We start from the raw sequence: 20661 nt of genomic DNA, 5'->3' as shown, positions 1-20661 counted from the left end.
GTTGCCGGCTGTGGCCCCCCCCCGCCCCCCCCCCGGGCCGTCGTTGGTACACGCCCCCGGGGGGGTGTTATACAGCCTTGTCCACTCCCCCCCCCCCCCCCCCCCCCCGACTCTTTCTCCCGCCTTGCCGGCTCGCCCTGCCCAGTGACCGAGGGCGCCTACCCCCAGGCCCACTCGATTCCCAGGATCCCCGACCGCACCCGTGGCTCGACCAGGTGCACCGAGCCGTGGTGACCGCTCAGCGTCAGCTCCTGGCGGCCACTGCGTGGCGCCGCCGCCGAGTGCTGCGTGAACCGGTGACATCGCACGGGCAAGGTCTCCCCGGTGAACCGCACCTGGAGGGCGTACTGCCCGCCCGCGAAGCTGAATCCGCGTACGTACTCGCTGGACGCCCCGGCCGTGCCGTCGTCGAAGCCGTAGCGGAAGAGATACGTGTCGCCCGCGCGCAGCCGCGTGTCGAAGAGCAGCTCGGCCACGAGGACCCCGGTCTCCTGGTGCCAACGCACCCGCCCCGTACGGCAGTTCTCCAGGGCGTGCACCGCCATCCGCTCCGGAGCGCACCCCGGGTCGCCGTGGTGGATGGCCATATAGCGGTCCACGCCCTCCTTGTGGGCGCGCACTATGTGGTGCGACTCGCGGCCCACCAGCTCGCGCTGGGCGCCGATCCGTACGCATTCGTGATGGCCGAGGGTGTGCAGCCCGCTTTCGAGGGGCGAGTCCAACTCGTCCAGGAGCCGCTCCAGGACGCCGGAGGCCTCCACGAGAGCGCGGTAGGAATGGCCCGAGGAGCGGTCCGGGACGGACTGCTCCTCGGCCTTGGCGAGCAGCCGGATCAGTGACTCGTCCGGGAGTTGGAGGATCTCCTCCAGGGCGCGGACGGCGCGCAGCGACTCGGGGCGCTGCGGGCGGCGGGCGCCCTGCTGCCAGTAACTCAGGCTGGTCACCCCGACCTTGACCCCGTAGCGCGACAGGTGGTGCTGTACCCGCTGCAGGGGCAGTCCGCGGGCGGTGATCGCGGCGCGCAGTGCGATGTGGAAGGGCCCGCCACGCAGGGCCGTCTCCAGTTCCGCCGTGGCGAGGTCCGCGTGCTGTGTGCCGTGCCGCATGCAGGGGGCCTTTCTATGAATGCTCACAACGGCTGGTCAGGCCGCTCGTGCGGGTGGTCGGGGCCGCCGTGGCGGCGCGCGGGGTCTGTTTCACGCGCGCGTGTCGCCGTTCGCAGCCTCAAGTTCCACCGCATTGAAGCGTGTTGGCCAAGCCGCGACAACACCTGATGCGCAACGCGCCCCAGGAGTCGCCCGAACCCCTGCTGACCCTTGTGTCCCAGTAGTCTCCTAATCCTCACGCCCCAACAGCTCTCGTATCGCCCCCACCGAAAGCGCCGACTTGTGGAGGAAGCCGCGGGCCGGGCTGGCGGCGACGAGTTCCTGGAAGTCCTCCAGAGTGTGCGTGGAGATCAGGATCACGGCGGCCACGTCGCCCGCGAGCCGTCGCGCCAGGTCGAAGCCGCTCTCGCCGTCGAGGTCGAGATCGACCAGGACGACGTCCGGGGCCAGGTCACGGACCCGCACGACGGCCTCCGCGCCCGTCGAGGCGACACCGACGACCTGCACCCCGTCACTCTCCAGCAGGGCGCGCGCAGCCTCCAGGAACCGGGCGCTGTCGTCGACGAGGAGACAGCGCATGGACATGCTGAAAGCTTCCCAACGGGTTGTCCGGTGCGCCTTGCAGCTAGCCGGAAAGTGGTGAAGTCCTTTGACCCGGAAGGGAGATCCGCGCTCACGGAGAGCAGTGGCGAGTCACGCGCGGTAGCAGGGCGATGCCCTGGGGTGGCCGTGTCCTGTCGGTCGGACAGGGGTGCACGATGATGTTGCTCCGACGAGAACGAAGGCGAGCCCCGCGCGCGTTCTTCCCCGGGGCGCTCTGCGCGGGCCTGCTTGGCGCCGGCTGCGGCGGCGGAGAGCGCGACGGAAAGCGTTCCGGGGGGCGTACGGGTCCGGTCGACTCGGCGGCCGCCGGGGGCGAGTTGCCGGACCTGCTCACCAGCATGCAGGGTCGGTCCAAGGAGGGGCTGTTCGACCCTGACACGGACGACAAGGCCTTCACGAAGGGGCGCGGTCCGATCTCCGGGGTCGGGCACTGGATGTACGGCGAGTACACGAAGGCGCTCCCCGGCGAGGTGAGGACCGTCCCGCTGCCCGACTTCGGCGAGGGCACGGTCACCGGTACGGGGTCCTGACAGCGGGGTGCCAGGGTGCCACCACCGGCACCACCGACGGCGACGCGGTCCGGCGCCGCCTCGCTCATCTGCTGGAACCCGGCCAGATCCGCCGTATGACGCAGGCGAACGGGGCGATCCCCGCGACGAACGGCGCGGTGAGGATCTCCCCGGCATTCGCGGCGGGCGGTATCGAGTACCTGTTCATCCAGCAGCTGAGGACCGTCGCGCGACCGCGCTCGCAGACGCCCGCCCACCCGCCGTGACCTTGGCCTCCTGGCCGTCACCCGGGCCTTCGCGAAGATCGTCGTCGATGGTGCCCCGGTCGGGGCGGCACTGGACCAGGTGGTCCGCGAGATCGACAGGGATCCGGCCGACCACCAGGGTTACCCGGACGACGGGCCATGAGCAGCCCTCCCGGCGTGCGCGGCGCAGGCCGCCGAGGGCCCCCGCGCGCGTGGCGCAGGCCCGCCCACCGCTGCTCGCGCGGCTGCGGGTGGGCACCAAGCTCATGCTGCTTGTCCTGCTGCCGGGCGCCGCACTGCTCGCCTCCACCTCGTCTCGGCGCTGGCCCGGTGGAGCGGGCCGCGCGCCGTCCAGGACTTCCAGGCGTCGACCGAGGTGTCCTTCGCGACGGCCGGACTCCAAGAGGAGGTCGCCCGCGAACGCCTCGCCGAGGTGCTCACCGAGGGGGCCCCGCAGCGGGCGGAAACGGCGGCCGAGCGGGACGCGGCCCGTCGGGCCACCGACGGCGCCTTCACAGCCGCGGAGAACGCCGCCTCAGGCCACGAGGGGCACACCGACATCAGCGGCGTCCTCAGGTCCCTGGAAGACCAACTCCACGCAGTGGACAGGTGACCGCCCGGGGCGTACACGGAGGGGGTCCAAAAGGGGGGGGCCTTGGACTCGGTGACGTGTGTACGCGCCGGGCGGTCGGTCTCGGACGGAGAGGCAGCCGTCCGGGTTCAGGGGAGGCAGACACCAGGTCTTGAGACAGGCATTTGCCCTGTGCCGGTGCCTCTATCGGCAGGCAGCGCCGCCTCGTGTCGCGAGCCGCAGGCCCTTGGCACGCACGATGTCGGGGTCCCGCGGGTCGAGGGCTTCGCGGAAGGAGCCCACCTCGTCGTCGTACCGGCGGACACGGACCGACCGCCGTCGTTTCTCGATCCGTGTCCGCCGCATCTCCCGCTGCCCTTCCACCGCTTGACCCGCCGTCCCTCGCCCGGGACGACCGGTGCCTTGCTCCTGCACTGGTTCGAGCATGGCTCCGCGAGGTCCTGGTGTCGTCACGGTCAGCCCCCAATTCCGCTTCCGGCTAGCCGTAACCGCCCAGGTTCCGGCAGGCTGTTGGAGGCGCACCGTGCCGCAGGGGCCGGGCCAGGGGAAGCCGGGGCCATGGACGCCAATCAGCAGCTCCCGCAGGGGCGGGTCGTTCTCGCCGACGACGATGTTCTGCTCAGAGAGGGGCTCGCGAGTCTCTGCGAGCGCGTCGGCTACCAGGTGGCCGGACAGGCCGGTGATGCCGTACGACTCCTCGAACTCGTCGCCGAGGAACGCCCGGACCTGGCGATCGTCGACATAAGAATGCCGCCCCATCACTCGACCGAGGGCCTCAAGGCGGCCCGCACGATCCGTGAGCGTCACCCCGCCACCGGCATCCTGGTCCTGTCGGCCTATGTCGAGGTCGAGGACGCCCTGGAACTGCTGGCCGGCGGCCACAAGGTCGGGTACCTCCTGAAGAGCCGGGTCACCGTCGTGGACGAGTTCATCGAGTCGCTCGACCGGATCCGCAGGGGCGGCTCGGTCGTCGACCCCTCCCTGGTGCGCGAGCTGTTCGCGGCCCAGCGGCGCGACGACCCGCTGTCCTTCCTCAGCAGCCGCGAGCGGGAGGTCCTCGCACTCATGGCCGAGGGCCGCTCCAACGCGGGCATCGGCCGCCGGCTGTGGGTCACCGAGGGCACCATCGAGAAGCACGTCCGCAGCATCCTGGGCAAACTGCACCTTCCGGAGGCCTCCGACGACCACCGCCGCGTGCTGGCCGTGCTGACGTTCCTGGAGTCGCGCTGAGACGTCCCCATCCTCGCGTTCTGTCCACAGGCGGGAGCAGGGAGGACGCCGCGGTGTCAGCCCCCGCCAGTAGGGTGTGAGACATGGCCGACCCCTCCAGCTACCGCCCCAAGCCGGGACAGATCCCGGACTCTCCCGGGGTGTACAGATTCCGCGACGAGCACCGCCGGGTGATCTACGTCGGGAAGGCGAAAAGCCTGCGCCAGCGCCTGGCCAACTACTTCCAGGACCTGGCGAGCCTCCACCCGCGCACCCGCACCATGGTCACCACCGCCGCGTCGGTGGAGTGGACGGTCGTGTCCACGGAGGTCGAGGCGCTTCAGCTGGAGTACTCCTGGATCAAGGAGTATGACCCCCGGTTCAACGTCAAGTACCGCGACGACAAGAGCTATCCGTACCTCGCGGTGACCATGAACGAGGAGTTCCCGCGCGTACAGGTGATGCGCGGCCACAAGCGCAAGGGCGTGCGCTACTTCGGTCCCTACGGACACGCCTGGGCGATCCGCGACACCGTGGACCTGCTGCTGCGCGTCTTCCCCGTGCGCACCTGCTCCGCCGGCGTCTTCAAGAACGCCGTCCGCACCGGCCGCCCCTGCCTCCTCGGCTACATCGGCAAGTGCTCCGCCCCTTGCGTCGGGCGCGTCTCCGCCGACGAACACCGGGATCTGGCCGAGGAGTTCTGCGACTTCATGGCCGGGCGTACGGGGACGTACATCCGCCGCCTCGAACAGCAGATGACGGACGCGGCCGACGAGATGGAGTACGAGCGGGCGGCCCGGCTGCGCGACGACGTCGAGGCCCTGAAGAAGGCCATGGAGAAGAGCGCGGTCGTGCTCGCCGACGCGACCGACGCCGACCTGGTCGCCGTCGCGGAGGACGAGCTGGAAGCGGCCGTGCAGATCTTCCACGTACGCGGCGGACGCGTGCGCGGCCAGCGCGGCTGGGTCACGGACAAGGTGGAGGCCGTCACCACCGGTGATCTCGTCGAACACGCGATCCAGCAGCTCTACGGCGAGGAGACGGGCGACTCCGTCCCCAAGGAAGTGCTCGTCCCGGCGCTGCCCGACCCGGCGGAGCCCGTCCAGGAGTGGCTGACCGAGCGCCGCGGATCGAACGTCTCGCTGCGCATCCCGCAGCGCGGCGACAAGAAGGCGCTCATGGAGACGGTGCGCCGCAACGCACAGCAGTCCCTCGTCCTGCACAAGACCAAGCGCGCCTCCGACCTGACCACCCGCTCGCGCGCGCTGGAGGAGATCGCCGAGGCCCTCGACCTGGACAGCGCGCCGCTGCGGATCGAGTGCTACGACATCTCCCACCTCCAGGGCGACGACGTCGTGGCGTCGATGGTCGTCTTCGAGGACGGACTCCAGCGCAAGAGCGAGTACCGGCGCTTCCAGATCAAGGGTCGCGTCGGAGACACACAGGTCTGGCACGGCGAGGGGCAGGACGACGTCCGGTCCATGCACGAGGTGATCGCCCGCCGCTTCAAGCGCTACATCGCGGAGAAGGAGAAGACGGGGGAGTGGGCGGACGGCGAGGCCGCGCTCACCGAGGACGACGGGCGCCCCAAGCGCTTCGCCTACCCCCCGCAGCTCGTCGTCGTCGACGGTGGCCAGCCGCAGGTCGCCGCAGCCAAGAGGGCTCTCGACGAGCTCGGCATCGACGACATCGCCGTCTGCGGTCTCGCCAAGCGGCTGGAGGAGGTGTGGCTGCCGGGCGAGGACGACCCGGTGGTCCTGCCCCGCACCAGCGAGGGCCTGTACCTGCTCCAGCGGGTCCGTGACGAGGCGCACCGCTTCGCGATCACCTATCAGCGCGCCAAGCGGGCCAAGCGCTTCAGGTCGGGCCCCCTCGACGAGGTGCCGGGGCTCGGCGAGACGCGCAAGCAGGCGCTGATCAAACACTTCGGTTCGGTGAAGAAGCTGCGATCCGCGACAATCGACCAGATCTGCGAGGTTCCCGGCATAGGCCGTAAAACGGCCGAGACGATCGCCGTGGCCCTGGCCCAGGCGGCCCCGGTCGCCCCCGCCGTGAACATGGCGACTGGAGAGATCATGGAAGACGAGGAATACGGGGCGCCCGAAACGACGGCGAGCTCCCCGGAGGAGCCCGTATCCGCGGGCACCTCGGACAAGCGACGGGGGCAGGAGACATGACCGAGAACGAACGCCAAGAACACCAACCACATACCGGCGACGCGCAAGAACACGAACCACGGCCCGGTGACGGTCAAGCACACCAGGCACAGCCCGGCGACGGTCAACAACACGAAGCACAGCCAGACGGCGGTACGGACGCCCCCGACAGCCCACAGGAGAGTACGACGATGGAGACGGTCGCGGTGCCCGAAGCCGCCATCCCCGAGCTGGTGATCATCTCTGGGATGTCCGGCGCCGGACGGTCGACGGCAGCCAAGTGTCTGGAGGACCTCGGCTGGTTCGTCGTCGACAACCTGCCGCCCGCGCTGATCCCCACCATGGTGGAGCTCGGCGCCCGCTCCCAGGGCAACGTGGCCAGAATCGCGGTCGTCGTCGACGTACGCGGCCGCCGCTTCTTCGACAACCTCCGCGAGTCGCTCGCCGACCTGGCGTCCAAGCACGTCACCCGGCGGATCGTCTTCCTGGAGTCCTCGGACGAGGCCCTGGTGCGCCGCTTCGAGTCGGTACGCCGCCCGCACCCCCTCCAGGGGGACGGCCGCATCGTGGACGGCATCGACGCCGAGCGCGAACTGCTGCGCGAGCTGCGCGGCGACGCCGACCTGGTGATCGACACCTCCAGCCTGAACGTGCACGAGCTGCGCGCCAAGATGGACGCCCAGTTCGCGGGCGAGGAGGAGCCCGAGCTGCGGGCCACCGTGATGTCCTTCGGCTTCAAGTACGGCCTTCCGGTCGACGCCGACCTGGTGGTGGACATGCGCTTCCTCCCCAACCCGCACTGGGTTCCGGAGCTGCGCCCCTTCAACGGCCTCAACGAGGAGGTCTCGGCGTACGTCTTCAACCAGCCCGGCGCCAAGGAGTTCATCGACCGCTACGCCGAGCTGCTCCAGCTCATCGCGGCCGGATACCGCCGTGAGGGCAAGCGATACGTGACCATCGCGGTCGGCTGCACCGGCGGCAAGCACCGCTCGGTCGCCACCGCCGAGAAGCTCGCCGCCCGCCTCGTCTCCCAGGGCGTGGAGACCGTGGTCGTGCACCGGGACATGGGTCGCGAGTGACCGGACGTGCCGCTCTGCGGCTGAGCAGGCTGCGCCGGGTTGCCGCCGAGGGCCAGGGCGGCAAGCCCGTCGTGGCGCGCGGTGCCAAGCCGCGCCGCCGCGGCGCCCAGCCCAAGGTCGTCGCCCTGGGCGGCGGCATGGGCCTGTCCGCCTCGCTCGCCGCGCTGCGCCGGATCACCGGCGACCTCACTGCCGTCGTCACGGTGGCCGACGACGGCGGCTCCAGCGGGCGCCTGCGCGACGAGCTGGGCGTGCTCCCGCCCGGTGACCTGCGCAAGGCCCTGGCCGCCCTCTGCGGCGACGACGACTGGGGCCAGACCTGGGCCCGGGTCATCCAGCACCGCTTCCAGTCCAAGGGCGACCTGCACGAGCACGCGGTGGGCAACCTGCTGATCGTCGCCCTGTGGGAGCAGCTCGGCGACCATGTCCAGGCCCTGGACCTGGTCGGCAGACTGCTGGGCGCGCACGGCCGGGTGCTGCCCATGTCCGCCGTACCCCTGGAGCTCCAGGCCCTGGTCAAGGGACACGACCCGGACCGGCCCGACGACATCGACACCGTGCGCGGCCAGGCCACCGTGGCGCTCACCCTCGGCGAGGTGCAGTCCGTGCACGTGGTGCCGCACGACCCGCCGGCCGTCCCCGAAGCCGTCGCCGCGGTCCTGGACGCGGACTGGGTGGTGCTCGGCCCTGGCTCCTGGTTCTCCTCGGTGATCCCGCACCTGCTGGTGCCCGAACTGCTCGACGCGCTCATCCAGACGAAGGCCCGCCGGGTGCTCTCCCTGAACCTCGCGCCGCAGCCCGGAGAAACCGATGGCTTCTCTCCGCAGCGTCATTTGGAGGTTTTGGGACGACACGCCCCTAAACTCGCCCTGGACGTGGTGCTGGCCGACGAGGCCGCCGTGCCCGACCGCGATTTGCTCACCGATGCCGCCAAGCGGCTCGGCGCCGCGGTCGAGCTGGCGCCGGTGGCCCGGACCGACGGTAGCCCGAGGCACGACCCGGAGCTGTTGGCCGCCGCGTACGACCGTATTTTTCGGATGCATGGAAGGATCGGCCCATGGCGATGACGGCAGCGGTGAAGGATGAGATTTCCCGGCTCCCCGTCACCCGGACCTGCTGCAGAAAGGCGGAGGTCTCCGCCATTCTGCGGTTCGCCGGCGGCCTCCACCTGGTGAGCGGCCGGATTGTGATCGAGGCGGAGCTGGACACGGCGATGGCGGCGCGCCGGCTGAAGCGGGACATTCTGGAGATCTTCGGCCACAGCTCCGAACTGATCGTGATGGCACCCGGCGGCCTGCGCCGCGGCTCCCGCTATGTCGTGCGCGTCGTCGCGGGCGGCGACCAGCTGGCCCGGCAGACGGGGCTTGTCGACGGCCGGGGCCGCCCGATCCGCGGGCTGCCCCCGCAGGTGGTCTCAGGGGCCACCTGCGACGCCGAGGCGGCCTGGCGCGGGGCGTTCCTGGCGCACGGCTCGCTCACCGAGCCGGGCCGCTCCTCCTCCCTGGAGGTGACCTGCCCCGGCCCCGAGGCGGCGCTCGCCCTGGTCGGCGCCGCGCGCAGGCTCCAGATCGCGAGCAAGGCCCGCGAGGTCCGTGGCGTGGACCGGGTGGTCGTACGGGACGGCGACGCGATCGGGGCGCTGCTCACCCGGCTCGGCGCCCACGAGTCGGTGCTGGCCTGGGAGGAGCGGCGGATGCGCCGCGAGGTCCGCGCCACGGCGAACCGGCTCGCCAACTTCGACGACGCCAACCTGCGCCGGTCGGCCCGCGCGGCCGTCGCCGCCGGGGCCCGGGTGCAGCGGGCCCTGGAGATCCTCGCCGATGAGGTGCCGGAGCACCTCGCGGCCGCCGGTCGGCTGCGCATGGACCACAAGCAGGCCTCCCTGGAGGAACTGGGCGCGCTCGCCGACCCGCCGCTGACCAAGGACGCCGTGGCCGGCCGCATCCGCCGTCTGCTGGCGATGGCCGACAAGCGGGCCCAGGACCTCGGCATCCCCGGGACGGAGTCGAACCTCACCGAGGAGATGGCGGACAACATGGCCGTCTGAGCTCGTACGGGCGACGGGGCTGTCTGGGCTCGCGCGGACGGTGCGGACGGTGCGGACGGCGCGGACACTGTGGTCGTCTGGGCTCGTACGGGCGTCCTGTCCGCCTTGGCTCGTACGGGCGACGTGGCGTCTGAGGTTCGCGCGGGCGACGCGGTTGTCTGGGCGCGGACGTTCTGTCCGTGTCGGTCCGCGCGGACGTCCTGACCGTGTCGGCCCCCACGGGTGCCCCGTCCACCTGCGCCCGCGCGGGACAGCGAGCGGTCCGAACCCGGTCGTACAGACCGGCGTTCTGGCCCCCTGCGGACAACTGGCCCGCCTGAGCCCGTCGTTCATGCCCGACGCCGCTGGTGCCGAGTCCGGCACCAGCGGCGTTTTACCGGTCCTTGTGGCCGTCTTGACATGATCATGGAGGATGACCAGCCTGGCGTCTGCGCACAGATGTGCCGGACAAATGCAAGGGGGGCTCATGAGACGAAGAGCGAGATCGATCCTCGCCATAGCTGCACTCATGCTGGGCGGGGCGAGTCTGGCGCCCATCGCTCAGGCGGAGGGCGGCCGTTCGGCCGACCCGGGGGCGGACGCCGTCAAGGTGTTCCACGCCGACGTCACACAGCAACAGGTACCCCTGTTGCTGGCGGCGGGTCAGGACGCCCACGAACTCGGCGAGCAGGTTCCGGCGAAGGGCACCGCCCAGGTCGAGGTCTACCTCACCGACAAGCAGGCGGGGCAACTGGAGGGCAAGGGCGTCGACCTCACCGAGTACAAGATCTCGGCGAAGGCGGAGGAGCGCGTTGCGGCTGCCGCTGACGGTGTGTACCGCCCGTACAGCGGAGCAGGCAATCTCCAGGAGGAGATCGTCAAGACCGGCCAGGCGAACCCCGACCTCACCAAGGTCGTCTCCATCGGAAAGACCCTCCAGGGGCAGGACATCCTGGCGCTCAAGCTGACCAAGGGCGCCACGAAGACCAAGGACGGCGCCAAGCCGGCCGTGCTGTACATGTCCAACCAGCACGCCCGTGAGTGGATCACTCCCGAGATGACGCGGCGTCTGATGCACTACTACTTGGACAACTACTCGACGGACAAGCGCATAAAGAAGATCGTCGACTCGACCGAGTTGTGGTTCGTCATCTCCGCCAACCCCGACGGTTACGACTACACGTTCGACCCCGCCGGCGACCGCCAGTGGCGCAAGAACCTGCGTGACGTGAACGGCGACGGCGCCATCACCACCGGCGACGGCGTCGACCTCAACCGCAACTTCGCCTACAAGTGGGGTTACGACAACGAGGGTTCGTCGCCCAACCCCACCAGTGAGACCTACCGCGGCGCGAGCGCCGGCTCCGAGCCCGAGACCAAGGCAATGGACGCCTTCGAGAAGCGCATCGGCTTCACGTACGGCATCAACTACCACTCGGCGGCCGAGCTGATCCTCTACGGAGTCGGCTGGCAGGTGGCGACCCCGAGCCCGGACGACGTGCTGTACAAGTCCCTTGCCGGTACGCCCGAGAACCCCGCGATCCCGGGTTACCGCCCGCAGGTCTCCTCCGAGCTCTACACGACGAACGGTGAGGCCGACGGCCACGCCTCCAACGTCAACGGCCTGGCGATGTACACGCCCGAGATGTCGACCTGCCAGACCGCGTCGAACCTCGACCCGAACGACGCCTGGAACGCGGCGGACTGCGCTTCGGTCTTCACCTTCCCGGACGACGAGAAGCTGATCCAGCAGGAGTTCGCGAAGAACATCCCCTTCGCGCTCTCCGTCGCCGAGACCGCGGCCCACCCCGACCAGCCGTCCTCCTCGCTCGGCCTCCAGGCGGCCGACTTCACGCCCGCCGCCTTCTCCACCTCGTACTCCCGCGGCGCCGACCAGGAGGTCTCCGTCGTCGTACGGAAGTCCGTGCGTGACAAGGAGCTCAAGTACCGCGTCAACGGCGGCCGTACGTGGGACCAGGCGCTCAAGCCGTGGAAGGGCGGCGAGACCTACGGAGGCGAGGACAACCTCTACTTCGACGAGTACCGCGCCCTCGTCCAGGACGGCGAGCCGGGCGACAAGGTGGAGGTCTGGTTCACCGGAGAGACGAAGGCCGGAAAGCCCACCTCCAGCGAGCACTTCACCTACACCATCGCCGAACGGCCCCGCGCCGACACTCTCGTGGTAGCCGAGGAGACCACCGCCGCAGTGCAGACCCAGACGTACGTCGACGCGCTCAAGGCCAACGGCCGCAAGCCCCTCGTCTGGGACGTCGCCACACAGGGTGCGCCTGACGCGCTCGGCGTGCTCGGCCACTTCGACACGGTCGTCCACTACACCGGCGCCGACCGGCCCGGCTACACCACCCAGCTCCAACTGCGCGCCTACCTCAACGAGGGCGGCAAGCTGATCGAGGCGGGCGAGCAGGCGGGCGGCAGCGTCGCTCTTCCGGGCGCCCTGACGAACGACTTCAGCCAGTACTACCTGGGCGCCTACTCCCGTACGAGCACTCCGGGCGCCACCGCCTTCACCGGCTCGGGAGCGCTCGCCGGCACCACCGGAGTACTCGCCGGCGCGCCCGGCAACCCGCTCAACGCGGCGGGGTCGTACAGCGTCACCTCGGACAACCTGCCCGCCACCACGTACCCCCAGTTCACGAGCGCGGGCGCGGGACAGTACCCCGGGACCGTCAATCCGTACGGGCCCTACGAAGGCGCGTCCATGGCGGCCGTCACCCACTCCGACTACGCCTGGAACCGTCTCACCCGCGCCATCGACCTCACCGGAGTGAGCGCGGCCGAAGCGCCCACCCTGCGCACCCAGCTCCTGTGGGACACCGAGGAGGGCTACGACCACGCCGTGCTCGAAGCCCACACGGTGGGGGCCGACGACTGGACGACGCTCCCGGACAAGGGCGGCGCCACCAGTACGGCCGTACCCGTCGAGTGCGAGGCCGGGTACTTCATCAAGGCGCACCCCGCCCTCACGCGCTATCTGACGCTGGGCTCGACCGCCTGCACACCCACGGGCACCAGCGGGTCCTGGAACAGCTTCACCGGAGCCTCCGACGGATGGCAGGAGGTCAACTTCGACCTCTCCGCGTACGCAGGCAAGACGGTCGAGGTGTCGCTGAGCTACATCACCGACCCGGGCTCGGGCGGCCACGGTGTCCTCGCCGACAACGCCACCGTCGTCATCGGCGGCACGGCCGGCCCGGTCGAGGGCTTCGAGACCTCGCTCGGCGCCTGGAGCGTCCCCGGACCGCCCGCGGGCAGCCCCGCGGTGATCAAGGACTGGGGGCTCTCCGGTGAGCTCTTCAAGACATACGGAGCGATCACCACGGACGACACCGTGCTGCTGGGCTTCGGCCTGGAGCACGTCACCGCGGCGGCCGACCGCACTGCCCTCGTCGGGAAGGCTCTGGCGGCACTGGGCGGCTGACTCCGCGTGACAGTCGTGTGAACACGGAGGGTGGTCCGTACCCCTACTGGCGGGTACGGACCGCCCTGCCGTGTATAGGGCATCTCGATGTCATGCCGGAAGCCTCAGGGAGGTAGGGTCGTAGGCGGTCGGGGACATCCCATACAACTCGCCGGCATCTGAGCCGGCGTACCAACGAGGAGATCGGTTCGTGACGATCCGCGTAGGCATCAACGGCTTTGGCCGCATCGGTCGTAACTACTTCCGCGCGCTGCTGAAGCAGGGTGCTGACATCGAGATCGTGGCTGTCAACGACCTGGGTGACACCGCGACCACAGCTCATCTTCTGAAGTACGACACCATCCTGGGCCGCCTCCAGGCCGAGGTGACGCACACCGCCGACACGATCACCGTCGACGGCCACACCATCAAGGTGCTGTCGGAGCGCAACCCCTCCGACATCCCGTGGGGTGAGTTGGGCGTCGACATCGTCATCGAGTCGACCGGCATCTTCACCAAGAAGGCCGACGCCGAGAAGCACATCGCGGGCGGCGCCAAGAAGGTCCTCATCTCGGCTCCGGCCTCGGACGAGGACATCACGATCGTACTCGGCGTCAATGAGGACAAGTACGACGCGGCGAACCACCACATCATCTCCAACGCCTCCTGCACCACCAACTGTGTGGCGCCGATGGCCAAGGTTCTCCTGGAGAACTTCGGCATCGTCTCGGGCCTGATGACCACGGTCCACGCCTACACCAGCGACCAGCGTCTCCAGGACTTCCCGCACAAGGACCTGCGCCGCGCCCGCGCCGCCGCCGAGAACATCATTCCGGCGAGCACCGGTGCGGCCAAGGCTCTCGGCGTGGTCATCCCGGAGCTGGCGGGCAAGCTCAACGGCATGGCGATGCGGGTGCCGGTCCCGACGGGATCCGTCACCGACCTGGTCGTCGAGACGGAGCGCGTGGTGACCAAGGAAGAGGTCAACGCCGCGTTCCAGAAGGCCGCCCAGGGTGAGCTGAAGGGCTACCTGGACTACACCGAGGACGCGATCGTCTCCTCGGACATCGTCGGCTGGCCGGCCTCCTGCACCTTCGACTCGTCCCTGACCATGGTGCAGGGCAACAGTGTGAAGATCATCGGCTGGTACGACAACGAGTGGGGCTACTCCAACCGCCTCGTCGACCTCACGGTCTTCGTCGGCGGCCAGCTCTAAGTCCCGGAGCAGGCAACTCGATGTGAGTCAGGGCTCGGGCAGCGCGGCGTGCGCTGCCCGAGCCCTGTGCTACGTAGTGATCGATCAGCCCTCTCGGATCCGAAGAGCCCCCTAGGAGTCCCTGTTCATGAAGACGATCGACGAACTTCTCGCCGAAGGCGTGGACGGCAAGCGGGTCTTCGTCCGCGCCGACCTGAACGTGCCGCTGGCCGACGGCCTCATCACCGACGACGGCCGCATCCGCGCCGTCCTGCCGACCGTCAAGGCCCTCGCGGACGCGGGCGCCAAGGTGGTCGTCGCCTCGCACCTGGGCCGCCCCAAGGGCGCCCCGGACCCGGCGTTCTCCCTGCTGCAGCCCGCCGAGCGGCTCGCCGAACTCCTCGGCGCCCCGGTCGCGTTCGCCCAGGACACCATCGGCCCCGCCGCGCACGATGCGGTGAACGGCCTGCAGCCCGGCCAGGTCGCGGTCATCGAGAACCTGCGCTTCAACGCCGGCGAGACCTCCAAGGACGACGTCGAGCGTGGTGAGTTCGCCGACCGGCTCGCCGCCCTGGCGGACATCTACGTAGGCGACGGTTTCGGCGCGGTGCACCGCAAGCACGCCTCCGTGTACGACCTCCCGGCGCGGCTCCCGCACTACGCGGGCTACCTCATCGCCACCGAGGTCGGCGTCCTGAAGAAGCTCACCGAGGACGTCAAGCGCCCCTACGTGGTCGCGCTCGGCGGCTCCAAGGTCTCCGACAAGCTCGCCGTCATCGACCAGCTGCTCGGCAAGGCCGACCGCATCCTCATCGGCGGCGGCATGGCCTTCACCTTCCTCAAGGCCAAGGGTTACGAGATCGGCGCCTCCCTGGTCCAGGACGATCAGCTGGCCGCCGTCACCGAGTACGTCGAGCGCGCCGAGAAGAACGGCGTCGAGCTGGTCGTCCCGGTCGACGTCGTGACCGCGGGCGGGTTCCCGGACCTGAAGACCAAGGCCCCGTCCAACCCCACCACCGTCGCCGCGGACGCCATCCCGGCCGACCGGATGGGTCTCGACATCGGTCCCGAGACCGGTGCCCTGTACGCCTCGAAGCTCGCCGACGCGGCCACCATTTTCTGGAACGGCCCGATGGGCGTCTTCGAGCACCCCGACTACGCCGAGGGCACCAAGGCGGTCGCCCAGGCCCTTCTCGACTCCCCGGCCTTCACGGTCGTCGGCGGTGGCGACTCCGCCGCCGCCGTCCGCATCCTGGGCTTCGACGAGACGGCATTCGGCCACATCTCGACCGGCGGCGGCGCCTCCCTCGAATATCTCGAGGGCAAGACGCTCCCCGGCCTCGCCGCACTGGAGGACTGACCTACATGAGCACGCGCACGCCGCTGATGGCGGGCAACTGGAAGATGAACCTCAACCACCTCGAGGCCATCGCCCACGTCCAGAAACTCGCCTTCGCCCTCGCGGACAAGGACTACGAGGCCTGTGAGGTCGCGGTCCTGCCGCCCTTCACCGACCTGCGCTCCGTACAGACCCTGGTCGACGGCGACAAGCTCAAGATCAAGTACGGTGCCCAGGACATCTCGGCGCACGACTCCGGGGCCTACACCGGCGAGATCTCCGGCCCGATACTGGCCAAGCTGAAGTGCACGTACGTGGCGATCGGCCACTCCGAGCGCCGCCAGTACCACCACGAGAGCGACGAGCTCGTCAACGCCAAGGTGCAGGCCGCCTACAAGCACGGCCTGACCCCGATCCTGTGCGTGGGCGAGGAGCTGGACGTCCGCGAGGCGGGCGACCACGTCACACACACGCTCAGCCAGGTCGAGGGTGGTCTCAAGGACCTCCCCGCCGAGCAGGCCGAGTCGGTCGTGATCGCGTACGAGCCCGTCTGGGCCATCGGCACCGGCAAGGTCTGCGGCGCCGACGACGCCCAGGAGGTCTGCGCGGCGATCCGCGGCAAGCTCGCCGAGCTGTACTCGCAGGAAGTGGCCGACGCCGTCCGTATCCAGTACGGCGGCTCGGTGAAGTCCGGGAACGTCGCGGAGATCATGGCGAAGCCGGACATCGACGGTGCGCTGGTCGGCGGTGCCTCCCTGGACGCCGAAGAGTTCGTCAAGATCGTCCGTTTCCGGGACCAGTGAGCCGAAGGCTCGCGGTCGCGAGTATGCGGTAGCGGCGATCCGTCGTACCCTTGCGGGGGCCAGGTGGGCAACCACCCGGCCCCCGTCGTCCGTCCAGATCCGAGGAAGTTGGTTCAGCCGTGGTTATGGGGTTCTCGATCGCCCTGATCGTCTTCAGCGGGCTGTTGATGCTGCTGGTGCTGATGCACAAGGGCAAGGGCGGCGGCCTCTCCGACATGTTCGGTGGCGGCATGCAGTCGTCCGTCGGAGGCTCCTCGGTCGCCGAGCGCAACCTTGACCGCATCACCGTGGTGATCGGTCTGCTCTGGTTCGCGTGCATCGTCACGCTCGGCATCCTGATGAAGGTCAACAACTGACCAACGGCCGACATCGGCCGACGCACATCGGTACAACTGCACATAACGCACGCACTTTGCGCACGTAAGGCCCCATGTTCGGTACGCGACGTAAATCGCGACCTATCATGGGGCTTGCGTCTAGGGGCGGGGGTGTAACTCCAATCACTGGACGCGCGTTGGGCCTTACGTAGACTGAGGCGCTCGCAGCGAAGCGTCACGCCGACTCGCTTCGCGGCACCATTACGCAGGGAGTTACGACCGTGGCAAGTGGCAACGCGATCCGAGGAAGCCGGGTCGGGGCGGGGCCGATGGGCGAGGCCGAGCGTGGCGAGTCCGCGCCGCGGCTGCGCATCTCCTTCTGGTGCTCCAACGGGCACGAGACGGTTCCCAGCTTCGCCAGCGACGCGCAGGTTCCCGAGACCTGGGACTGCCCGCGCTGCGGCTTTCCCGCCGGACAGGACCGGGACAACCCGCCGGCCCCGCCGCGCACCGAGCCGTACAAGACGCACCTCGCGTATGTACGGGAGCGGCGCAGCGACGCGGACGGCGAGGCGATCCTCGCCGAGGCGCTCGCCAAACTGCGGGGCGAGATCTAGGGGTTGAGAACCGGCCGGGTGCCTTTGGGCGCCTGGCCGGAGCTGTATCGCGCGCAGGGTCCGACGTGACTCACCTGCGGCTCGCTCGTCATGCGTCGCGTCCGCTCGTCAGTGGCTCGCTTGCCATTGGTTTGACGGTGAGTGGCTCGATTGTCAGAGGCTCGACGATGAACGGCTTGATTGTCAGTGGTGCCCTCTACGGTTCTTGAAGTGACGGAACCGAAGGGGGCGTTGTGACGGCGACGGAGCTGGCGGGGGTACGGGCGCCCGCGTGGCGCGGGGGATTCGGGCGGCTGTGGACCGCGGCTGTGGTGTCGCGGTTCGGCGACGCGCTGCGGACCGCCGCGCTGCCGCTGCTCGCCGTGCACCTCAGCGATGATCCGCTGGTCATTGCCTCCGTCACGGCCTGCGGCTATCTACCTTGGCTCCTCTTCGGTCTGCTCGGCGGGGCGATCGCCGACCGGGTCGACCAGCGGCGTGCGATGTGGACGGTGGACGTCGTACGGGGCACGCTGGTCGCCTGTTTCGCCCTCGCCGTCGGGCTGGGGCACGCCTCGATCGTCGTCCTGATCGTGCTCGCCTTCACCCTGACGACCCTCCAGACACTCTTCGACAACGCCTCCACGGCTCTGCTGCCGTCCCTGGTGGACCGTGCCGAGCTGGGCAGCGCCAATGCCCGGCTGATGACCGGGCAGCAGCTTGCCGGCGGCCTGTTGGCCAGTCCCCTCGTACCTCTCCTACTGGTGGCCGGGGCCGCCGTGCCGTTCGCGGCCGACGCGGTCACCTACCTGCTGGCCGCCGCGCTGGTGGCCTCCCTACGGATACGGCTGCCCGCGCGGGATCCGCGTCCGGCCGGGAGCACCCTGCGCGCCGAGATAACCGCAGGGCTGCGCGTCCTGTGGCAGGACCGGGTGCTGCGGGCGGTGTGCGTGGCCACCCTGCTGTGCAACATCGGCATGGGCGCGCTCATCGCCACCCTCGTCCTGCACGTGACGCGCTGGCTGCACGCGGGCAACGCGGAGTACGCGGCCGCGATGACCGCCTTTTCCGTCGGCAGCCTGGCCGGAGGAGCGCTGGCCCCGTGGCTGGCGCGCCGGACAGGGAGGGTCGGCAGCCTGCTCCTGGGCGGCTGCGTCCAGACGTCGGCGCTGCTGCTCATGGGCACTGTCCGCCACCTGGGCGCCGTCATCGTGGGCATGGTGCTGCTCGGAGCGATGAACCTGGTGTGGAACGTCAACCAGGTCACGCTGATGCAGCAGCGCAGCCCGGACGCCATGGTGGGCCGCATCAGCTCCGCGGTCCGTACGGCCTCGACGTCCGGAGCGCCGGTCGGTGCCCTGCTGGGAGGCGCGGTGGCGGGCGGGTACGGGCTGAACGGGCCGGCACTGCTCGCGGCCGCGCTGTTCGCACTCGCCGTCATTTCGCTGATACCAGGGTGTCTGCCGGACGTATCTGTTGTTGAGCCGGACGACGGTGCCACGACAGCTCACGTCAAGCCCTGATCAATTAGGTTGGGACCGGCAGCGGGGCAAGGTACGCAGCAGCACAGGCAGGAAAGAAGGCGGAAGTCCGAGATGAACGCAGAAAGCCGTTCCAGGCTCAACCAGACGCCCGAGTGGACCGCGCTGGCCGAGCACCGCGAGGAGCTCGCGGAGACCCACCTGCGCGAGCTGTTCGCGGCCGATCCCGGGCGCGGTGGCGGATACACCCTTGAGGTCGGCGATCTGCATGTCGACTACTCCAAGCACCTGGTCACCGACGAGACACTGAGGCTGCTGCGCGAGCTGGCCGCGGCGACCGATGTCTTCGGTCTGCGGGACGCCATGTTCCGCGGCGAGAAGATCAACACGACCGAGGACCGGGCGGTGCTGCACACCGCGCTGCGTGCCCCGCGCGACGCGGTCATCGAGGTCGACGGCGAGAACGTCGTTCCGGCGGTGCACGCCGTGCTCGACAAGATGGCCGGCTTCGCCGAGCGTGTCCGCTCCGGTGAGTGGACCGGCCACACCGGCAAGCGCATCAAGAACGTCGTCAACATCGGCATCGGCGGCTCCGACCTCGGCCCGGCGATGGCGTACGAGGCGCTGCGGTCCTTCACCGACCGCGGCCTCACGGTCCGCTTCGTGTCGAACGTGGACGGCGCCGACCTGCACGAGGCGGTGCGGGACCTGGACCCGGCCGAGACGCTGTTCGTCATCGCCTCGAAGACGTTCACCACGATCGAGACGATCACCAACGCGACCTCGGCGAGGAACTGGCTGCTGACCGAGCTGAAGGCCGGTCAGGAAGCCGTCGCCAAGCACTTCGTGGCCTTGTCGACCAACGCGGAGAAGGTGTCGGACTTCGGCATCGACACGGCGAACATGTTCGAGTTCTGGGACTGGGTCGGCGGGCGGTACTCGTTCGACTCGGCGATCGGTCTCTCGCTGATGATCGCCATCGGACCCGAGCAGTTCCGGTCGATGCTCGACGGGTTCAGGATCGTGGACGAGCACTTCCGCACCGCACCCGCCGAGTCCAACGTGCCTTTGCTGCTCGGTCTGTTGGGCATCTGGTACGGGAACTTCCACGACGCCCAGTCGCACGCGGTGCTGCCGTACTCGCACTACCTGTCCAAGTTCACCGCCTACTTGCAGCAGCTGGACATGGAGTCCAACGGCAAGTCCGTGGACCGGGACGGACTTCCCGTGGAGTGGGAGACGGGCCCTGTCGTGTGGGGCACGCCCGGTACCAACGGGCAGCACGCGTACTACCAGCTCATCCACCAGGGCACGAAGCTGATCCCGGCCGACTTCATCGGCTTCGCCGAGCCCGTCGCCGATCTGCTGCCGGGTCTGGTCGCCCAGCACGACCTGTTGATGGCGAACTTCTTCGCGCAGACGCAGGCGCTGGCCTTCGGCAAGTCGCCGGACGAGGTGCGGGCGGAGGGGGTGCCCGAGGAGTTGGTGCCGCACAAGACGTTCAAGGGCAACCACCCGACGACGACGATCCTCGCGCGTGAGCTGACGCCGTCGGTGCTGGGGCAGTTGATCGCTCTCTACGAACACAAGGTGTTCGTCCAGGGTGCCGTCTGGAACATCGACTCCTTCGACCAGTGGGGAGTCGAGCTCGGCAAGGTGCTGGCCAAGCGGGTCGAGCCGGCGCTGACCGAGGGGGCCGATGTGCCCGGGCTTGACGCGTCGACGACGGCACTTGTGGCCAAGTACCGGGCGCTGCGGGGGCGTTAGCCGAGTGGGCGGTGGGGGTTTTCTTCGCCCCCTCCGCCCCTGCCCGTCCCTTGTTCCTGGGGGCTGCCGCCCCCAGGCCCCCGCTGTCGGCCTGAACGGCCTCGTCCTCAAACGCCGGACGGGCTGAAAGATATCCCGCAGCCGGGGCTGAAGATTCTCAGCCCCTCCGGCGTTTGAGGAGCGGGGTCTGGGGCGGAGCCCCGGAAGGACGGGAATGGGT

The 20661-nt window shown here is 69.5% G+C and carries 19 protein-coding genes; 15 read left to right on the top strand and 4 right to left on the bottom strand.

Annotation, left to right across the window (positions count from 1 at the left end; genetic code table 11):
- Positions 1 to 158: 158 nt before the first annotated feature.
- Positions 159 to 1106: a hypothetical protein gene (locus ACIPC1_RS38880; RefSeq protein ID WP_402526146.1), complete on the bottom strand. Its 948-nt coding sequence runs from the start codon at positions 1104 to 1106 to the stop codon at positions 159 to 161.
- 228 nt (positions 1107 to 1334) lie between these two features.
- Positions 1335 to 1691: a response regulator gene (locus ACIPC1_RS38875; protein ID WP_402526144.1), complete on the bottom strand. Its 357-nt coding sequence runs from the start codon at positions 1689 to 1691 to the stop codon at positions 1335 to 1337.
- Positions 1692 to 1864: 173 nt separating this feature from the next.
- On the opposite strand from ACIPC1_RS38875, the gene ACIPC1_RS38870 reads away from it, so the two are divergent.
- Positions 1865 to 2239, top strand: coding sequence for a hypothetical protein (locus tag ACIPC1_RS38870; protein WP_402526142.1), 375 nt, complete (start codon positions 1865 to 1867; stop codon positions 2237 to 2239).
- A 183-nt stretch (positions 2240 to 2422) separates the two neighbouring features.
- On the opposite strand, the gene ACIPC1_RS38865 is transcribed toward ACIPC1_RS38870, so the two are convergent.
- Positions 2423 to 2731, bottom strand: a complete 309-nt coding sequence (locus ACIPC1_RS38865; RefSeq protein WP_402526140.1) for a hypothetical protein — start codon at positions 2729 to 2731, stop codon at positions 2423 to 2425.
- Positions 2732 to 2839: 108 nt separating this feature from the next.
- On the opposite strand from ACIPC1_RS38865, the gene ACIPC1_RS38860 reads away from it, so the two are divergent.
- The gene (locus ACIPC1_RS38860) at positions 2840 to 3076 is read left to right on the top strand and encodes a hypothetical protein (protein WP_402526138.1); all 237 of its coding nucleotides are present in this window, start codon (positions 2840 to 2842) and stop codon (positions 3074 to 3076) included.
- Between the two features lie 162 nt (positions 3077 to 3238).
- Here the strand turns inward: ACIPC1_RS38860 and ACIPC1_RS38855 are convergent, their stop codons facing one another.
- Positions 3239 to 3400 (bottom strand): hypothetical protein, encoded by a 162-nt coding sequence (locus ACIPC1_RS38855; RefSeq protein WP_402526135.1) that lies wholly within the window; start codon positions 3398 to 3400, stop codon positions 3239 to 3241.
- 213 nt (positions 3401 to 3613) lie between these two features.
- Here ACIPC1_RS38855 and ACIPC1_RS38850 point away from each other — a divergent pair, with 213 nt between their 5' ends.
- The 13 genes from ACIPC1_RS38850 to pgi all read left to right on the top strand — a co-directional run bounded on the left by ACIPC1_RS38850 (position 3614) and on the right by pgi (position 20441).
- On the top strand, positions 3614 to 4285 hold the full coding sequence (locus ACIPC1_RS38850) for a response regulator (protein WP_384393619.1): 672 nt from the start codon (positions 3614 to 3616) through the stop codon (positions 4283 to 4285).
- A gap of 83 nt (positions 4286 to 4368) precedes the next feature.
- Positions 4369 to 6441 (top strand): excinuclease ABC subunit UvrC, encoded by a 2073-nt coding sequence (gene uvrC, locus ACIPC1_RS38845; protein ID WP_402526131.1) that lies wholly within the window; start codon positions 4369 to 4371, stop codon positions 6439 to 6441.
- The gene (gene rapZ, locus ACIPC1_RS38840; RefSeq protein WP_402526128.1) at positions 6438 to 7499 is read left to right on the top strand and encodes an RNase adapter RapZ; all 1062 of its coding nucleotides are present in this window, start codon (positions 6438 to 6440) and stop codon (positions 7497 to 7499) included. The genes uvrC and rapZ overlap by 4 nt, the downstream gene beginning before the upstream one ends.
- Positions 7496 to 8566 (top strand): uridine diphosphate-N-acetylglucosamine-binding protein YvcK, encoded by a 1071-nt coding sequence (yvcK, locus tag ACIPC1_RS38835; RefSeq protein ID WP_402526126.1) that lies wholly within the window; start codon positions 7496 to 7498, stop codon positions 8564 to 8566. The genes rapZ and yvcK overlap by 4 nt, the downstream gene beginning before the upstream one ends.
- A complete protein-coding gene (gene whiA, locus ACIPC1_RS38830) occupies positions 8557 to 9546 on the top strand; it encodes a DNA-binding protein WhiA (protein WP_365428073.1) in 990 nt (329 codons plus the stop codon). The genes yvcK and whiA overlap by 10 nt, the downstream gene beginning before the upstream one ends.
- A 466-nt stretch (positions 9547 to 10012) precedes the next feature.
- On the top strand, positions 10013 to 12964 hold the full coding sequence (locus ACIPC1_RS38825; RefSeq protein WP_402526124.1) for a M14 family zinc carboxypeptidase: 2952 nt from the start codon (positions 10013 to 10015) through the stop codon (positions 12962 to 12964).
- Between the two features lie 190 nt (positions 12965 to 13154).
- Positions 13155 to 14159, top strand: coding sequence for a type I glyceraldehyde-3-phosphate dehydrogenase (gap, locus tag ACIPC1_RS38820; RefSeq protein WP_402526122.1), 1005 nt, complete (start codon positions 13155 to 13157; stop codon positions 14157 to 14159).
- Between the two features lie 127 nt (positions 14160 to 14286).
- On the top strand, positions 14287 to 15498 hold the full coding sequence (locus tag ACIPC1_RS38815) for a phosphoglycerate kinase (RefSeq protein ID WP_402526120.1): 1212 nt from the start codon (positions 14287 to 14289) through the stop codon (positions 15496 to 15498).
- A gap of 5 nt (positions 15499 to 15503) precedes the next feature.
- Positions 15504 to 16280: a triose-phosphate isomerase gene (gene tpiA, locus ACIPC1_RS38810; protein WP_402526118.1), complete on the top strand. Its 777-nt coding sequence runs from the start codon at positions 15504 to 15506 to the stop codon at positions 16278 to 16280.
- Between the two features lie 125 nt (positions 16281 to 16405).
- Positions 16406 to 16636: a preprotein translocase subunit SecG gene (gene secG, locus ACIPC1_RS38805; protein WP_266465805.1), complete on the top strand. Its 231-nt coding sequence runs from the start codon at positions 16406 to 16408 to the stop codon at positions 16634 to 16636.
- A gap of 242 nt (positions 16637 to 16878) precedes the next feature.
- The gene (locus ACIPC1_RS38800; protein WP_082412914.1) at positions 16879 to 17214 is read left to right on the top strand and encodes an RNA polymerase-binding protein RbpA; all 336 of its coding nucleotides are present in this window, start codon (positions 16879 to 16881) and stop codon (positions 17212 to 17214) included.
- Between the two features lie 233 nt (positions 17215 to 17447).
- Positions 17448 to 18716, top strand: a complete 1269-nt coding sequence (locus ACIPC1_RS38795) for an MFS transporter (protein ID WP_402526114.1) — start codon at positions 17448 to 17450, stop codon at positions 18714 to 18716.
- A 72-nt stretch (positions 18717 to 18788) separates the two neighbouring features.
- Positions 18789 to 20441, top strand: a complete 1653-nt coding sequence (pgi, locus tag ACIPC1_RS38790) for a glucose-6-phosphate isomerase (RefSeq protein ID WP_402526111.1) — start codon at positions 18789 to 18791, stop codon at positions 20439 to 20441.
- Positions 20442 to 20661 lie beyond the last annotated feature (220 nt).

Origin of the sequence: Streptomyces sp. NPDC087263, assembly GCF_044744645.1 — a bacterium.
Lineage (GTDB): Bacteria > Actinomycetota > Actinomycetes > Streptomycetales > Streptomycetaceae > Streptomyces.
This window is presented reverse-complemented; position numbering and strand designations above follow the sequence as displayed.

Excerpts from the sequence above, each read along its gene's own strand:
- ACIPC1_RS38880 (WP_402526146.1), bottom strand. The coding sequence starts at position 1,106 with ATGCGGCACGGCACACAGCACGCGGACCTCGCCACGGCGGAACTGGAG.
- ACIPC1_RS38875 (WP_402526144.1), bottom strand. The coding sequence starts at position 1,691 with ATGTCCATGCGCTGTCTCCTCGTCGACGACAGCGCCCGGTTCCTGGAG.
- ACIPC1_RS38870 (WP_402526142.1), top strand. The coding sequence starts at position 1,865 with ATGATGTTGCTCCGACGAGAACGAAGGCGAGCCCCGCGCGCGTTCTTC.
- ACIPC1_RS38865 (WP_402526140.1), bottom strand. The coding sequence starts at position 2,731 with ATGAGCTTGGTGCCCACCCGCAGCCGCGCGAGCAGCGGTGGGCGGGCC.
- ACIPC1_RS38855 (WP_402526135.1), bottom strand. The coding sequence starts at position 3,400 with ATGCGGCGGACACGGATCGAGAAACGACGGCGGTCGGTCCGTGTCCGC.
- ACIPC1_RS38850 (WP_384393619.1), top strand. The coding sequence starts at position 3,614 with ATGGACGCCAATCAGCAGCTCCCGCAGGGGCGGGTCGTTCTCGCCGAC.
- uvrC (WP_402526131.1), top strand. The coding sequence starts at position 4,369 with ATGGCCGACCCCTCCAGCTACCGCCCCAAGCCGGGACAGATCCCGGAC.
- rapZ (WP_402526128.1), top strand. The coding sequence starts at position 6,438 with ATGACCGAGAACGAACGCCAAGAACACCAACCACATACCGGCGACGCG.
- whiA (WP_365428073.1), top strand. The coding sequence starts at position 8,557 with ATGGCGATGACGGCAGCGGTGAAGGATGAGATTTCCCGGCTCCCCGTC.
- ACIPC1_RS38825 (WP_402526124.1), top strand. The coding sequence starts at position 10,013 with ATGAGACGAAGAGCGAGATCGATCCTCGCCATAGCTGCACTCATGCTG.
- ACIPC1_RS38815 (WP_402526120.1), top strand. The coding sequence starts at position 14,287 with ATGAAGACGATCGACGAACTTCTCGCCGAAGGCGTGGACGGCAAGCGG.
- tpiA (WP_402526118.1), top strand. The coding sequence starts at position 15,504 with ATGAGCACGCGCACGCCGCTGATGGCGGGCAACTGGAAGATGAACCTC.
- secG (WP_266465805.1), top strand. The coding sequence starts at position 16,406 with ATGGGGTTCTCGATCGCCCTGATCGTCTTCAGCGGGCTGTTGATGCTG.
- pgi (WP_402526111.1), top strand. The coding sequence starts at position 18,789 with ATGAACGCAGAAAGCCGTTCCAGGCTCAACCAGACGCCCGAGTGGACC.